Genomic DNA, 14,705 nt, shown 5'->3' with positions numbered 1-14,705 from the left:
TATTATGGGTTATCGCAAAATGCGATAACCCTTTAACATATATATGACCAGGGTTTGTCGAGAGTGCTAATTCAGATTTAGATAAAGTTTCTCCTCATAAATAATGTAGAAATCAAAATAATAAAGTTAAATGAAGGAAGGGAGTTGAAAACCTAGATGATGAATTCTATGATCAATCATATTGGTTGGATAAGATCTGTATTTAATTGGGGAAGGAGAACACAGCAAATATTTGGAGATAGGCGCAACAACGGTGGCGGACTGATGTTCTCAATTTTAGGTATAGGAATTGGTGCGGCCGCTTACAGCCTTTTAACGAATCGTGAAAATGGGATACAACCATTGAAGCAACCGATTAGTAACTTTATGAAATACAATCAATTCCATATGATAAGAGGATCAGATCAAACAGCTATGGCAGAGTTTTCAGAAGAACTAACGGCTGAAACGCAAAAAAAGGCAGACGATATTGATTACGATGAGCTTTTTTAATGTATATGTTAGTTCGGCCCATAAGAAGTAGCTTAATGCTTTTTCATGGGCTATTAACTCTTCTTGTGACTATTACTATAAATTAGAATATATAGATTGAATGGCTTACATAATTTACATGGTTAAGCGTTTTTTTTGTGCATATTCTGACATATTGTTAGGTCTGAAATTGTAAATGTTTCCAATCTATCATTGTCTAATGCGTGATATAATTTAACATAGATAACTATAGTTATAGTTTAAGAGAAAGTTATAAGGCGAAGGCATGGGAAGGATTTTATAATGAAAGAGAAGAATGCTACGTTAAAAACCCTCTTTTTAGTTCGGGTTCTATTAGCGTGTCTAATTCTAGTTTTAGTATCGGGGGCTATTTTGCTCTATTTTACTAATCAGCAGATTATATCTGAAGTAAATAAGCAATCAACCATGACGGCTCAAAGTATAAAACGTGAAGTTGAAAACACGAACTTGGCAGCAACATCCTTAGAGCATCAAATTGATTTGAAATTAATTTCTTTTGCAAAACATGCAGCTGAGCGCTTAAAGGGAAAAAAGATAGAAGAAATTACAAATCAAGACTTGCTAGTGTTAAGAGAAGAGTTAGAATTAGCTGGCATTACGTTGTTTGCTAGAGAAGGAGATGATATTGTAGGTGTTCGATCAACCGACCCTCATGAGATAGGATTTAGTTTCAAGGAATATGGTTATTATGAAACGGTAGACACTCTTTTAAAGGGAGAGAAAGTTCATGTAGAGGGAGCTACTTTAGTTGATAACCATATTCTCGTTTTACCAGTTGCTCAGTCGGGATCACAACAGGGAGAACCCGTTTTTTTTAAATATGGTTATTATCACCCTCCTGGTTCTTCGTATATTATTAATCCTTATATAGAAGTAGATGAAGTTGAGAATTTACTAAACGAAGTAGGGCCTAGCTCTTCAATAGAACAGATGAAAACGAACAACCCATATTTGGATGAAGTCGCTATTCTAAATCCAAAAGTTTTCGTTGACCCATCATTAGAAGACCAATTGTATCCACCGCTAAAACAAATTGTTCATGGTACATATGATAATAAAAGTGAACAGGACCTTGATGTATTAAAAAATATGGTAATCAACCCTGAAAAAACTTCGTACATAGAAGAGATTAATGGAAAGAAATTGTATAAAGTATTTCTTCCTATTGGTCCTGAGCAAGTTATTTACACGGCTTTTGACTATGGGAAAATGAGTGCGCCACTTACTCGACAAGCTATTCTTATTATTGTGACAGGATCAATTTCAATACTTGTAATGTATCTCATAACTTCGCAATTTTTTAAGAGGATTTATCGTAGAATTGATGTTTTAGTAAGAGATGTAGGTCGTATTTCAAAAGGGGAGTATGGAGTAACGACTGCCTCGGACGAACAGTATGAATTTAATAAACTTACAGAAGAAGTTAACCAAATGTCTGTAAGTTTACAACAATCATTTGATAACCTTTCAAATGAAAAATTATATCGTGAACAGATACTAGCTTCGATTCCAATAGGTATTATTACAGTGCAAATCGAAAATAGTGAAATTGCATTAAATGGCAAGGCCAAAGAGATTACGAACTTAGATGAGGTGGAAATAAACAGGCTTTATAAAGATAAAGTGATTTCTCAAGTAAATGAAGAGTTTTGGGATTTGTTTTATTCTGAAGAATTTTTTCATACGAGAAAAGTATCATATCAGTTACCGGATCTATCATATGTACTATTGGTCTCCCAATCGCCGCTTGTAGATGATAAAAAGAATGTTATTGGCAGAATTTTTTATTTTGTTGATGTGTCTGAAATTGATAGACTAGAGAAAAGAGTTCTTCGTACGGAAAAGTTAGCATTAGCTGGTGAATTAGCATCAAAAGCAGCGCATGAAATTAAAAACCCTTTATCGGTTATTCAAGGATTTATACAATTGATGAATAGTAATTTTTCAGAGAGAGAGCGAAGTAAGTACCATACGTTGCTTATTTTAAAGGAAATACAACGTATTAATAGCATAGCTCAAGATATGTTGATGCTAGCCAAACCTAATTTGAATAAGAAAAAGGCTAATCTAGCTGATGTTATTGAAGAAATTATGCCGTTTATTCATTCAAATTATTCGTCAAATATCTTCATTCGTTCTGAATTAGACTCCATTACATTGAATATTGATGTTGATCAAATGAAGCAAGTGTTTCTTAACCTCATTATCAATAGTATTCAGGCGATGGAAGAAAAAGGTGTGATTTCGATTTCTTCTGAGGTTGATCAGGATAAAATACACATCTTCATCAAAGATAATGGGAATGGCGTGCCTGAGGAGATTCAATCTAATTTGTTTGAGCCGTTTGTAAGTAGCAAAGAAACTGGAACGGGGCTTGGTTTGACTATTATTGAACGAATTATTACAAGTCATGAAGGAACGATACAGCTGCTCTCCTCTAACGAAGAAGGTGCTTGTTTTAAAATTACATTACCTTTGGGTTTTATAAAGGAATAATTTAGGTCATAAAAGATAGTACAAAGGCATTACGTTTAGGCGTTGATGTCTTTTTTTTGTGCTAGTAAATCTATATTTTATAAGGGTGAAATGAAAAGATTAGAGAGTTCTATTTTTATTTCCTCTTTTAAATAAAAGGGTGAATCTATGTTTTGTGATCTTATGATTAATGGTTTCGTGTTTTTGTAAGAAACAAAAGCCGGTTAATTACTGTTTTTGTAAGGTGAAACACCTACGCTTACAACGTATGTATTCACCTGGGTATGGTTAAAGAGAAGGTGTTTTTTTATTGGGAAACAGTACTAAATGCCAGCTAATAAAATAATATTTTAGGAAGGTCTTATTTTTTGGTATTGGTAGTGGAACCAAAAGGAGGGGAGAACTTGAAGGAGATTTTATTAATTTTAATGCTTCAGTTAGTTTACGTCCCCATCTTTACACTCAGAACGATTTTTGTCGTGAAAGGAATGAGTGTTATTGCAGCGCAGCTTGCTGTGTTAGAAGGTTTGGTTTATGTATTTGGCTTATCCATTGTTTTATCTGGGAATCCATCTACGATTGCGATGGTTGTGTATGCTGTTGGCTTTGGTATAGGAATTTTACTTGGAGCATATGTGGAAAGAAAATTAGCAATTGGCTATACTTCTTTAATTGTGAATTTAGAGAAGAAAAATGAAGAGTTGATTTCGTTTTTAAGAAATGAAGGGTTTGGTGTTACTGTGTTTGAAGGGGAAGGAAAAGATAGTAAGCGTTACCAACTTGAACTGTTGACAAAAAGAAGTCGAGAAGATGAACTTATTTTATTAATAGAAGAATATGAACCGAAAGCCTTTATTATTTCTTATGAGCCAAGAAGATTTAAAGGAGGTTTCCTTGTAAAAGCAATGAAAAGAACGAGAAGAAAGTGATTCAAAAACAAGAACTAATGTGAACAATTTGAAAAAAGATAACAGACAAAACAGAGTGAACTTAAAAAGATCGGTTTTCACCTTTTTAATTCACTCTGTTATCTTTTTTTTTGGCTAGGTTATGATAAAAGCTTGTCAGAATAGGGACAAAGTGATTACATAGAACTATAATGAAATAACGACTGCTAAAATTGGGATGATTAAATGGAAAAACAAAACCCCTTAGATAAAATGGGATTAATAGATGAAATAACAGGTTTTCCAACTGAACGTTTGCTATACGATCGGTTATATATGAACTTGTCTTACTGTGATCGTTTTAAAACAGCTACAGCTGTATGTTACGTTAGATTGTCTCAGCCTAATGTTGAAACGAATGTTCTTAGTTTTTTATGTAAACAAGTAGCCGAACGTTTAAAAACAAGTATAAGGGATATAGATACCGCTTCATTTTTATCCGAGACAGACATTGTCATTTTACTAACCGATGTAACAGAACATGAATGTAACTTAATTGTTGAAAGAATTATTGGTACTTTGTCTGGAGCATATACGTATAGCAATAATCAATTTATATTAGAAACGAGCATAGGGGTCTGTATATATCCTTATGATTATAAGAATAGTGATGATTTGATAATGGTAGCAAAATCTCAAATGTACGAAGCTTTAGAACTTGGAGTGAACAAGTACAAATTATATAAAGGGAAAATTAACGAGTCTGTTTATCGAAAGATGGTGATTGAAGTTGATTTGCCTCATGCTTTAAGAGACGGTAGTTTTTATATTGAATATCAACCACAAGTGGGGAGGAAGGAAAGGAAAGTACTAGGGGTAGAGACTTTGATACGGTGGAAGCATTCGAAGCTAGGCAATATCAAACCTGGTGAATTCCTTCCTTTAGCTGAAAAAATAGGACTGGCCAATGATATTTTTATTTGGGTTTTTAAAGAAGTCTGTCATCATGTAAAACAAATGGCGCCTGACAATCAGGATATTTACTTTTCCGTAAATCTTTCTGTTAATCAGCTTTTAATGGAGAACTTTGAAAGGATTGTCTTAGAAATCATTGATGAAGCAAACATCAATGAGTCACATTTTATTTTTGAGGTTACAGAGAATATTCGTATTTATAATCGAGAAGATGTCCAAACAAAATTACAGTTTTTACGGAACAGTGGTTGTCAAATTGCGTTAGATGATTTTGGTAATGGGTATTTTTCTTTTTCTGACTTTGTCGACCTGCCAATTGATCATATTAAATTGGATAAAAAGTTTATTACTAGCTTAATGAAAAATAATAAATTAATGAGCGTCATTATTCCAATTAGACAGATGGCCCATAACCTTGGATTTAAGCTCGTTGTTGAAGGGATTGAAGATGAAGGGCAATTTGCCGATTGGGAAAAATTAGGTGTGGATATCTTTCAGGGGTATCTTTTTAGTGAACCGGTGACCTTTGATAAGTTGGATTTAGTTATTTCTAGATTAAATAAAACTCTTAATTAATGAATTCATCTAAAACATTGTTTACTGGGCAACCGATTAATGGTTGTCCAATTTTTTTATGTGAACTGAAAAAAATTTTTCACAAAAAAAGACGCCCGATAGGGACGTCTTTTGTGCGTATTGCTGCGAGAGACAGCACTCCACATTGTGCATTGCCTAAAAAGGCGCGTCAATCTCGTCTTATGCAAATTAGCTCATCGCTAGATTAGTATATCATTGTTTCTGATGAAAGAGAAGCTGATTTATTCTCCAGTTTTTACTAAGTAACTATGATAACTTCTCAAAATTTGGATATAGTAAGGGCATAATCTTAATGAAAGAGGTGGGGGTTCTTTGTTTTATAACCTAATTTTGAAGGTTAAAAAGAACATTTGGTTACTCCCTAGTGCCTATTGTTTGGTTGCTTCTTTACTTGCAATGATCGTTATTTGGTTAGATACGGTTCATGGGCAGAAAATTGAAACGGCGATACCACCGACTTTATTAATTAGTGTTGATTTGGCCCAGAATATATTAGGAATTCTTGCTGCTGCTTTGTTAACGATGATTGCGATTACGTTTTCGACCATTATGGTTGTGTTAACTACCTATTCGTCACAGTTTTCCCCTAGAACGCTTTCTGATTTCGTAACAAATCAAGTAACTATGAGGGTTCTTGGAGTTTATATGGGTGGATTCATGTATTCCATTCTTGCGTTACTTTTTATGCGAGAAGATTTGGAGCATGAGGTGATGGCTGGGACCGTTGGAGTGTTAATCTCCATTGTTTGTTTAGCTTTTTTTGCGTATTTTATTCATCATGTGGCTACATCGATTCAAGTTAATAAATTAATAAGCGAGCTAACTCGTCAGACATTAAAAACATCTCATGAGCGCTTAAAATCAAAAGTAAAAGGACAAGTCGTTTCGTTAACTAACGAAAAACCTGATATCTTATTAGAGAACTACATGGTTGAGGAAGTGAAGAGTCGTACGTTTGGTTATATTCAGTTAATCGAGTATAACCATTTATATAAACTAGCTAAGAAGCATGATCTTGTAATTGAAATTATCCCACCGATTGGGACGTTTGTTACAACGAATAAAGTATTGTTTAATCTGTATTATAAAGGGAAGAAACCAAGTGAAAACATCCATAAGTTCATTGAGTTAGGAAATGAACGAACGATTTTGCAGGATGTCGATTTCGGTATCCAGAAAATTGTCGAAGTCACACTCCGAGCATTATCACCAGGAATCAATGACCCTAATACAGCGATAGATGGCATTTTACATATTGGTAAGCTTCTAGGCACTGCATGCAAGCATGATGGCAGCTATATTCTTTACTCGGATTCTAAGCGGGTAAGAGTGTTTTCCCCTAAGATAACAATAGATGAACTGTTGTATGCAACATTTTATCAAATTTGTCATTTCGGACGTGATGATTTATCTATTATGCTTGCTACATATGAAGCGCTTATTATGATAGCAGAAGAAAATGATGAACTCATAAAGAAGAAAATTTGGGAATTTAGCAGGTATTTATACAAAAGCTTTAATAAAGAAGTGTGTCAAGAGTTAGACTTACAATATTTGAATGAAAAGATAGCGGATCTACGTGAGATCACGGTTGGCTATAAGGATTAGGGTCAATATGAATAGTGAAAATAGCCTATACATTTTGGGCTGTTTTTTCTTTTCATACTAACACGTTATATACTAGTAAGAGTTTAAAATGAAGTGTTTTGGAAATAATTGTATTTATTGGATCGTTTTATGGATGGTCGTTTCTGGTAGGGGGGAGATAGATGAACAAATGGAAAGAACAATTTGCAAATAGTTATTCACTATTTGCGCTGATACGGGGGCTTAATTTTGAAATTGAAAAGGACATACGAAGACAAGTAGAAAAAAGAAACTTGACGTTCCCTGGTTTTCGTATTCTTTGGATTTTATATTTTGATTCAAACTTAAGAATGTCAGATCTTACCTATTTAGCTCAAACCAACATATCGAATATATTTAGGCAATTAATAAAATTAAAAGAATCAGGTTTAGTTGTCGTGAATAGTGGAAATGATGCACGAACGAAAGAAGTTACTTTAACAGAAGAAGGAAGAAAAGTTGTTAAAAACTTTCTAGATGATAATGTTGCGAACTCAGATTTACAGATTGTTCATCTTATCGATAAAATTTCAAAAGATGATCAATCTAAACTAATGGAGGTTTTAACATTAATGAGTAATGAACTAGTCGGAGAGCAATTCAGTGAATTTGTTGTTAAATCATCATCTGATATTAAGTTTAACTAATGCTGTCAGATCTAGTTTTAGGTCTAGAGATAAATAATAAATGATTAAGTTGAGGGTTCTACAATTCCTCAACTTTTTTTATTTGCAATCGCAAATACTTTTGTCGATCCGTGTCATAATATAACTAAATTGATACTAATCAGAAAAAAATTAATTCTAGAGTTGCTTCATTCGTAATGTCCCATAAAGGAGGAAGTTTAAGATGTTTAATAAAAAAAGAGAAGATTCAATAGTTGCTGCATCATGCATTATTATAATGCTTCTCATATTTAGATATGTTCCTCGTCATAAAATGAGGGAAGCTCATGTGTCCTTTTTATTTCAACAGATCATGACATGGTTTTTTGGATTGTTAGTTGTAGAGAAAGGGTTAATTAAGTATCCATATCGTACTTTTTTTAAGAAATCAAACAAAACAAGTTTTGCCTTTGAGTTCTTTATTTATCCAGCAATAACTATTCTTTTTAATCTCTATTATCCAGAAAAAAGAAGCTATATAAGTAAAACTATCTATGTATTTAGTTATAGTGGTGTAATTACCTTAATAGAAACCTTCACAGAGAAATATACAGATCTAATAGAGTACAAAAACTGGAATCGGTATTGGAGTTTTATTAGCTTGTCATGTACATATTATGTATCGAGACTTTATTATAGGTGGTTTTTTTCAAAAGATTAAGGTCGTGGGCTACATAATAAAGTTGCACTTGTTATCTTTTGGACGAATCTTTGGTTGCTCAGGGGAATAGCATATAGGCATAAAGCTATGAATTGAACTTATTTTCCCTTGAGTAAATTATGAAAAAGGGTATTTGATTCGGAGGGGGTAATAATGCAAGTTTTTTACACGGTTCGTCCTGGGGATACACTGTATAATATTGCTATGCGGTGGGAGCTTCCGGTTATATCTCTGATTGCCGCAAACAATATTAATCCGCCGTATATGATTTATGTGGGACAGCAGCTTTCTGTTCCTCCTGGGGTGAATGTCGTTCGAGTAAAGCCTGAGGATTCGGTTTTTACCATTGCGCAATTTTTCGGTGTTCCTCAAGAAGTGATTATCGAAGTGAACCGTCTTGTTCCTCCTTATCACATTCAAGTCGGTCAATTGATAAAAGTTCCTCCTGGTAACCCCTTTTATGTTGTTCAACCCGGGGATACTCTATTTCATATTGCTAGGCGGTTTAACGTAATTACAGGAGAGCGTATCAATTATGAAGTAATAAGACAAGTGAACCAACTCCCGAGTTATGATTTGTTTCTAGGGATGAGGTTGATCATTCCGTATGCGTCTCCAGGAGATCGGGGAATGATTGCTTATGTAACGAATCGTGGGGGAGAATTCGATTTGTGGTTATATAATCCACTTGATGGTGCGAGTATACAACTTACAAACGGGATAGGGGCAACATTTTCTACACCTTATTGGTCACCAGATAGTCGGAAAATTGCTTTTGTTGGAGTAGGTGGAGTGATTTATGTTGTAGATTTGCTCGGAGCAGGAATTGCTCAAATAGATCAGGTTGAGACTGGTGTTTTATTAAGTTGGTCACCAGATAGTCAAAAAATCGTTTATACAAAGCAGAATAAGATTGTTTTGTACGATGTGATTAATCATCAAGCAGAAAGAATAGATGAGAGTGGTGTGACTGATGCTCAGTGGTTTCCAAGCGGAGTGGAGTTACTTTTTCAAGCACCTGATCAAGAAGGATTCAGTCAGCTTTTTCGAATGCGAACGGATGGAACAAAAAGAAGGCAAATTACTGAAAACACGGGAGGCCGGCTCAATTATGTTCGCCTTTCCCCTGATGGAATGCATGCACTGTATACAACACCAGGAGTTAGTATCTCCATTATTTTTACAGTTGACCTTACAACTGGCAATGTAAATGAAATAAGGGGAGGGCCACTTGCGAAAAATTATTTTCCGTCATGGTCTCCTGATTCATTAACGATTGCCTACAGTGCAACAGCATTTGAGGATCGTGGCTATTTTTCCCTTATGCGAACATCGGGAAGGCGAGGGGAGGAGGACCAAACAAGAGCCATCTCTAATTGTTTTGCTACGCCTGTTACTTGGTCTCAAGATGGTAGGAAAGTGGTTTATCTTTCAGGATGTTATAACGAAGCGATGGCCAATGAAATGTGGGTTATCGACGTATTCCATCCTGTCCCTATTAAGCTAGTAGAAGGAGCTAGTATTGCATCGATCCAATGGTCGCCTGCACCTATTCCTTCTGCCAAAAAGACATATATGAATAATGTTTATAAGATTTACTTTCAATACCCAGCCGATTGGCAAAGAGTAGATGATGTTCGATATGAAGGGCCAGATGGTTTCTTCCAGGTTTCCGCGTTATTCTCAGAGGAACCGATTCATCAAGTGTGTCAAAGCGAAGCATTTCATCAACTAGCCCCATATGGTTCAGATCCTCGAATCATCCATACACAAATTCAAAATCAAGGAGCATGCTTTATATATCCATCGGACGATCAACCCGCTGAGATGAGAGGCCAAGCTGCTTTGATTGTCCAGTATCCAATGAAGATACACATTGAAGGAGCATATTACAATTACTTTGTTTTGTGGGCGGATAAGGGGCATATAGATGAAATTGGTTCGACATTGAGCTTCTTGATGTGAAGTGACATAGGAAGTGAAGGAAGATTAGGTGTCAACTTAGTTTAAGGAGGTTGCTTGCAAGTTCTTAAACTTGGGCAACCCTTTATAGTTTACTAGTTTATCTTAACCATTATGTCGCAAAACCAAATCCCGTAGCTTCTCTAAATGAACAGGCTTCGTTAAATAGCTTTGACAGCCTTTCTCTAACGATAGATCAATAGTTGACTCGAGCGCTTCAGCACTTATAACGATTACAGGAATCGATTTTGTCAGTGGGTGGCATTTTAAATTGTCTAACACCTCTAGTCCATTCATATCTGGTAAGTGGAGATCTAATAGGATTAATTCAGGCTGAACCTCAATTGCCTTATGATACCCAGATTTACCTGTCGCTTCACTGTAAAGTTCGACTTCTGTAATGATGTGTAACATTGACGACATTAAGTCAACATTATCTAGGTTATCTTCAATATAAAGAATTTTCATTTTAGGTGTTGCTGGAAGTGCGTTTGTGGCGAAAGGAGATTCAGAAATATCTGTTGTTTCTTTTTTTGCAACAAACCCTTTAAATGAAACCCAAAAGCTTGAACCGATTCCTTCTTTACTTCTGACACCGTACGTACCATCCATTTTCGTCGTAAGCTGCGCGACAATAGCAAGTCCAATTCCTGTTCCTTTCCATTTGCTCATCGTCCGTTTGCTTCGATAAAAAGGCTCAAAAATAAGGGTAAGCTCATTACTAGGAATGCCAATCCCTGTATCCTCTACATTAATAATTACTTGATCTTTAACGTGATCATGATCTAAAGATATAGATATGTGACCATTTGATTGCGTATATTTGACCGCATTCGTAATCAAATTAGTTAGTACTTGGGTTAATCGTAGACGATCGGCTTCGATGTACATCTGGTCGTCGATATCGTCTACTTTTATGATTTGATTCGAATGGGTGATATCGAAAATAGATTTGATGCATTGATCGATAAAGCTTCTTGCATGAATGCATTCTTTGTTGATGCTTACTTTTCCAGCCTCAATGGCAGAAAAATCAAGGATTTCTTCAATTAACTTTAATAAATTATTAGATGCATCGTATATTTTTTGGATATTTGACTGAATACGCGGATCGTTCGTCTCTAAAAGTGATATTTGTGAGTAGCCTTGAATGATATTCAGCGGTGTCCGCAAGTCATGACTCATTTGTGATAGAAAAGTCGTTTTCATTGCATTTGCTTTTTCTGCATTTCTTTTTGCTATGCGAAGGTCTTGCTCCCTTTCCTTTTGACTAGCTTTCTCTTTCACTAATTGATGATTTCTTCTCTTTAATTCTTGGTTTTCCATTTCGATCTTTTTTAGCTTTAATTGTTCGGTAGGAGAGATATTTACTACATACTTCTTATTGTAAAAAGGAGATTTCTCAATTTTTTCATCGACCATAAAATATCCGTGTACTTTTAGCATTTCATTTTGTATATAGGAAGGAGTTTCGAGCGCATTATACGCACAAACGGATATAACCTTTTCACTATTTAAAAATTCATCACAGGAGCATTCGTACTTTCTCAATTCAGAAACGAGAGCGTTTTGCGCTAACACTTGTCCCCAGATCCGTGTCGTTCGATGTTGTTCGACTGCAGGTTTTAACAGCTTAACAAGGTTCTCATAGCAGTGATCAGCTTGAAATTGATTGTTCGTTGAATAGTGTTTAGAATGACAAATGTATGTGATTTGTTTTAGAGCGTCTTCTGAATATCCTTCTAGTAACAGATTATTGTTGATTTGATCGAAAAACGTTTGATCTTCAAATAGAACGATTCGGTGCCCTTTATTGAGGCCCTCCATAATGTAGGAGGTGGCGTTCTGTGTATATAATAAATGATCATTAAACATATATAGGATATGTGCGCCGCTTTCTATCATGCTACTATTTGTGAGTTCTTTTAAAGTGAAAGGTTCAGTTAAGTCAACAGATGTAAGTTCAGTACGCTTCATAAATAAGTCATCCTCCGTAGATACCAGTCTTTTCTAGTTCCATAGCAGTCATTGTTCCTATAACATATAAAATAGGAAAATCGATAATTTGTAAATGAAGATTCATGAGTTGGATAAATTTACTAGATGTTTTGTTATAACTATTCGTCATTAAATTATGGTAGCGGTGACATTTACAATATTTAAAAATAAGGTAAGTTGAAAGAGGTCATTATGAGGACATATAAAATAGCAATTGTTGAGGATCATAAAGATTCTAGAGAGATCATCAATCGATTTATTAGCTACTTGCCCAATATGGAAGTTGTCTATGAAGGACAGAACGGTCAAGAATTACTAGATTTTATTTTGGACCGAGAACATACGGTAGATATTGTTCTTGTTGATATAAACATGCCAAGGTTAAATGGTATGGAAGCAACTAAACTTTGTAAACAAAACAAGCCTAATCTTAAAGTCATTTTTATAACAGGATATGAGGAATATGCAGTAGAGGCATTTGCTGTATCTGCCGTTGATTATATCGTTAAGCCTATTTCTCAGCAGAGATTATATGAAGCTCTTCAGAAAGCAGTTAATTTCATTACTCTGGAAGAAGAGCGGACGAATATTCCTGTCAATCACTCTCTAGATACGAATAAGCTTATTATAAAGAAAGGTCGTGCAACCTTTTATCTTCCTATAGAATTAATTTTCTTTATTGAGAAGACAGGGAAACAAACGACTATACATACTAAAAATGGTGTTTATGAGACGAGTGAGTCTTTAGACTCCATTGAAAAAGATTTAAATCAATCTTCCTTCTACCGTACCCATCGTTCATATCTTGTTAACCTTAACCATGTTCTTAGTATTGAGACGTATGGTAAGACCTATATAGCCCACTTTGCTAATTATCATCAATCTGCTCATATATCAAAATTGAAAATAAGTGAAGTACAAAAGCTTATTCAATAGGCTTTGTAGTTATAAAGGCCTGCAAGTAAGCTGTCCTTTAATTTGTACTGAAAAGGAAATAATAGAGGTTGGATAGGAGTAACTTTGTCTTGAGAGGGGAGAAAAGAAGCTTAGAAGGGTATTGGCTACAATAGACATTCACTGCAACGTTTCGATAAACTTGTTACCTGTATAATACGGAAAAAATAATAGGTGGTTAATCGAGATGAAAGCAAAAAAAATACTTGTATTTCAAGAGTATCAAACTTTAAATGTATTAATAGAAGCTATCCTTTCTGAAGAGGGGTATAAAAATGTTTATACTCTTGAAAATCCGAATTTTGTAATATCTACATATCACGATATTCAGCCAGATGTGTTTTTTTGTGAAATCGATTTAGAATATCAATTGGAGATGTTTATAGATTTAATTCTTAGTGAAGATAGAGAAGAAGTGTTGTCAAAATTTGTTTGCATTATTAGCAATGGAAACATTGAAATGGAAAAAGCCACTCAGAGACTTGGAGTAGAAAATTTTCTTAAAAAGCCCGGCTTTGTTATTGAGGACATTAGGGATATGGTTAATAAAAGGTCAAAGTGATTAACAACATCATATATATTAAAGATAACTTAAATAAAATAATTAGAACTTCAACGTCAAATAGACTTTTTTCTTCTATATATTAAGTGGGGGATTTAATAATTGTTTATTGTTATCTTTGAAAAAACGTAATGTTGGTGTTTTTTTGACTTGAAAATGTTGTGATTACAAATTTTTTGTGGTAAATTAATAAACCTAGTCGCAAAATAAATTTTGAAATATATGTTGCGTAGAATCATAAGTCATGGTATATTATTTCTTGTCGCTACGATGATGTCGTTGAGATGATTTGGCTGCAAGGGTTGGATATTTTGAAAGATTTTAAAATGACTGTTGTTGTTCGACATTCGATTTAAAATTTTTACGTAAAATACTTGCGCGGAATATAAATTTGTGATATAGTCTTAATTGTTAAGTGATTGGGGCCTTAGCTCAGCTGGGAGAGCGCCTGCCTTGCACGCAGGAGGTCAGCGGTTCGATCCCGCTAGGCTCCACCAACCTTGGACCTTTAGCTCAGTTGGTTAGAGCAGTCGGCTCATAACCGATCGGTCGTAGGTTCGAGTCCTACAGGGTCCATGTGATACTATTGCGGAGGAATACCCAAGTCCGGCTGAAGGGATCGGTCTTGAAAACCGACAGGCGGGTTAAACCGCGCGGGGGTTCGAATCCCTCTTCCTCCGCCATGTATAGTAAATGTATCGACGCGGGGTGGAGCAACGAGCAATATATCGTTGAAACGCTACGAGTAACATTGACGCATTAAACGTCTTAGAGATACGAGTAGAGGAAAATGTCTTCCTTCTTTAAAAAGCATCGTCATTTGACTATGT

General features: G+C 35.0%; 11 protein-coding genes and 3 tRNA genes. 13 read left to right on the top strand and 1 reads right to left on the bottom strand.

From position 1 onward, the window contains the following. Positions 1-156: 156 nt before the first annotated feature. The 8 genes from MF646_RS20420 to MF646_RS20385 all read left to right on the top strand — a co-directional run bounded on the left by MF646_RS20420 (position 157) and on the right by MF646_RS20385 (position 10,364). Positions 157-492, top strand: coding sequence for a hypothetical protein (locus MF646_RS20420; RefSeq protein ID WP_250098350.1), 336 nt, complete (start codon positions 157-159; stop codon positions 490-492). Positions 493-774: 282 nt separating this feature from the next. Beyond that, positions 775-3,009, top strand: coding sequence for a sensor histidine kinase (locus MF646_RS20415; protein ID WP_250098349.1), 2,235 nt, complete (start codon positions 775-777; stop codon positions 3,007-3,009). Positions 3,010-3,392: 383 nt separating this feature from the next. After that, positions 3,393-3,917 carry a DUF2179 domain-containing protein gene (locus MF646_RS20410; RefSeq protein ID WP_250098348.1) on the top strand — a complete coding sequence of 175 codons (525 nt, stop codon included), beginning with the start codon at positions 3,393-3,395 and terminating at the stop codon, positions 3,915-3,917. 204 nt (positions 3,918-4,121) lie between these two features. Then, positions 4,122-5,426, top strand: a complete 1,305-nt coding sequence (locus MF646_RS20405) for a putative bifunctional diguanylate cyclase/phosphodiesterase (RefSeq protein ID WP_250098347.1) — start codon at positions 4,122-4,124, stop codon at positions 5,424-5,426. A gap of 333 nt (positions 5,427-5,759) precedes the next feature. Then, positions 5,760-7,055 (top strand): DUF2254 domain-containing protein, encoded by a 1,296-nt coding sequence (locus MF646_RS20400; protein WP_250098346.1) that lies wholly within the window; start codon positions 5,760-5,762, stop codon positions 7,053-7,055. A 161-nt stretch (positions 7,056-7,216) separates the two neighbouring features. After that, positions 7,217-7,720, top strand: coding sequence for a MarR family winged helix-turn-helix transcriptional regulator (locus tag MF646_RS20395; RefSeq protein WP_250098345.1), 504 nt, complete (start codon positions 7,217-7,219; stop codon positions 7,718-7,720). A 202-nt stretch (positions 7,721-7,922) separates the two neighbouring features. Then, positions 7,923-8,399 (top strand): CBO0543 family protein, encoded by a 477-nt coding sequence (locus tag MF646_RS20390; RefSeq protein ID WP_250098344.1) that lies wholly within the window; start codon positions 7,923-7,925, stop codon positions 8,397-8,399. Between the two features lie 153 nt (positions 8,400-8,552). Further along, on the top strand, positions 8,553-10,364 hold the full coding sequence (locus MF646_RS20385; RefSeq protein WP_250098343.1) for a LysM peptidoglycan-binding domain-containing protein: 1,812 nt from the start codon (positions 8,553-8,555) through the stop codon (positions 10,362-10,364). A 102-nt stretch (positions 10,365-10,466) separates the two neighbouring features. Here MF646_RS20385 and MF646_RS20380 read toward each other — a convergent pair whose 3' ends face one another. Further along, positions 10,467-12,338, bottom strand: a complete 1,872-nt coding sequence (locus tag MF646_RS20380; protein ID WP_250098342.1) for an ATP-binding protein — start codon at positions 12,336-12,338, stop codon at positions 10,467-10,469. Between the two features lie 213 nt (positions 12,339-12,551). Here MF646_RS20380 and MF646_RS20375 point away from each other — a divergent pair, with 213 nt between their 5' ends. The 5 genes from MF646_RS20375 (at position 12,552) to MF646_RS20355 (ending at position 14,558) form a co-directional block, all read left to right on the top strand. Next, entirely contained in the window at positions 12,552-13,295 is a 744-nt protein-coding gene (locus MF646_RS20375) for a LytR/AlgR family response regulator transcription factor (protein ID WP_250098341.1), read from the top strand. 205 nt (positions 13,296-13,500) lie between these two features. Continuing rightward, on the top strand, positions 13,501-13,875 hold the full coding sequence (locus MF646_RS20370; protein WP_250098340.1) for a DNA-binding transcriptional response regulator: 375 nt from the start codon (positions 13,501-13,503) through the stop codon (positions 13,873-13,875). A 421-nt stretch (positions 13,876-14,296) separates the two neighbouring features. Continuing rightward, positions 14,297-14,372, top strand: a tRNA-Ala gene (locus MF646_RS20365). Between the two features lie 5 nt (positions 14,373-14,377). Continuing rightward, a tRNA-Ile gene (locus tag MF646_RS20360) sits at positions 14,378-14,451 on the top strand. A 14-nt stretch (positions 14,452-14,465) separates the two neighbouring features. Continuing rightward, positions 14,466-14,558, top strand: a tRNA-Ser gene (locus MF646_RS20355). Positions 14,559-14,705 lie beyond the last annotated feature (147 nt).

Origin of the sequence: Halalkalibacter alkaliphilus (assembly GCF_023555415.1) — a bacterium.
Lineage (GTDB): Bacteria > Bacillota > Bacilli > Bacillales > Bacillaceae_D > Halalkalibacter > Halalkalibacter alkaliphilus.
This window is presented reverse-complemented; position numbering and strand designations above follow the sequence as displayed.

Bases quoted from the DNA above. Each gene is read 5' to 3' on its own strand.
- MF646_RS20420 (WP_250098350.1), top strand. From the start codon at position 157: ATGATGAATTCTATGATCAATCATATTGGTTGGATAAGATCTGTATTT.
- MF646_RS20415 (WP_250098349.1), top strand. From the start codon at position 775: ATGAAAGAGAAGAATGCTACGTTAAAAACCCTCTTTTTAGTTCGGGTT.
- MF646_RS20405 (WP_250098347.1), top strand. From the start codon at position 4,122: ATGGAAAAACAAAACCCCTTAGATAAAATGGGATTAATAGATGAAATA.
- MF646_RS20395 (WP_250098345.1), top strand. From the start codon at position 7,217: ATGAACAAATGGAAAGAACAATTTGCAAATAGTTATTCACTATTTGCG.
- MF646_RS20390 (WP_250098344.1), top strand. From the start codon at position 7,923: ATGTTTAATAAAAAAAGAGAAGATTCAATAGTTGCTGCATCATGCATT.
- MF646_RS20385 (WP_250098343.1), top strand. From the start codon at position 8,553: ATGCAAGTTTTTTACACGGTTCGTCCTGGGGATACACTGTATAATATT.
- MF646_RS20380 (WP_250098342.1), bottom strand. From the start codon at position 12,338: ATGAAGCGTACTGAACTTACATCTGTTGACTTAACTGAACCTTTCACT.
- MF646_RS20375 (WP_250098341.1), top strand. From the start codon at position 12,552: ATGAGGACATATAAAATAGCAATTGTTGAGGATCATAAAGATTCTAGA.
- MF646_RS20370 (WP_250098340.1), top strand. From the start codon at position 13,501: ATGAAAGCAAAAAAAATACTTGTATTTCAAGAGTATCAAACTTTAAAT.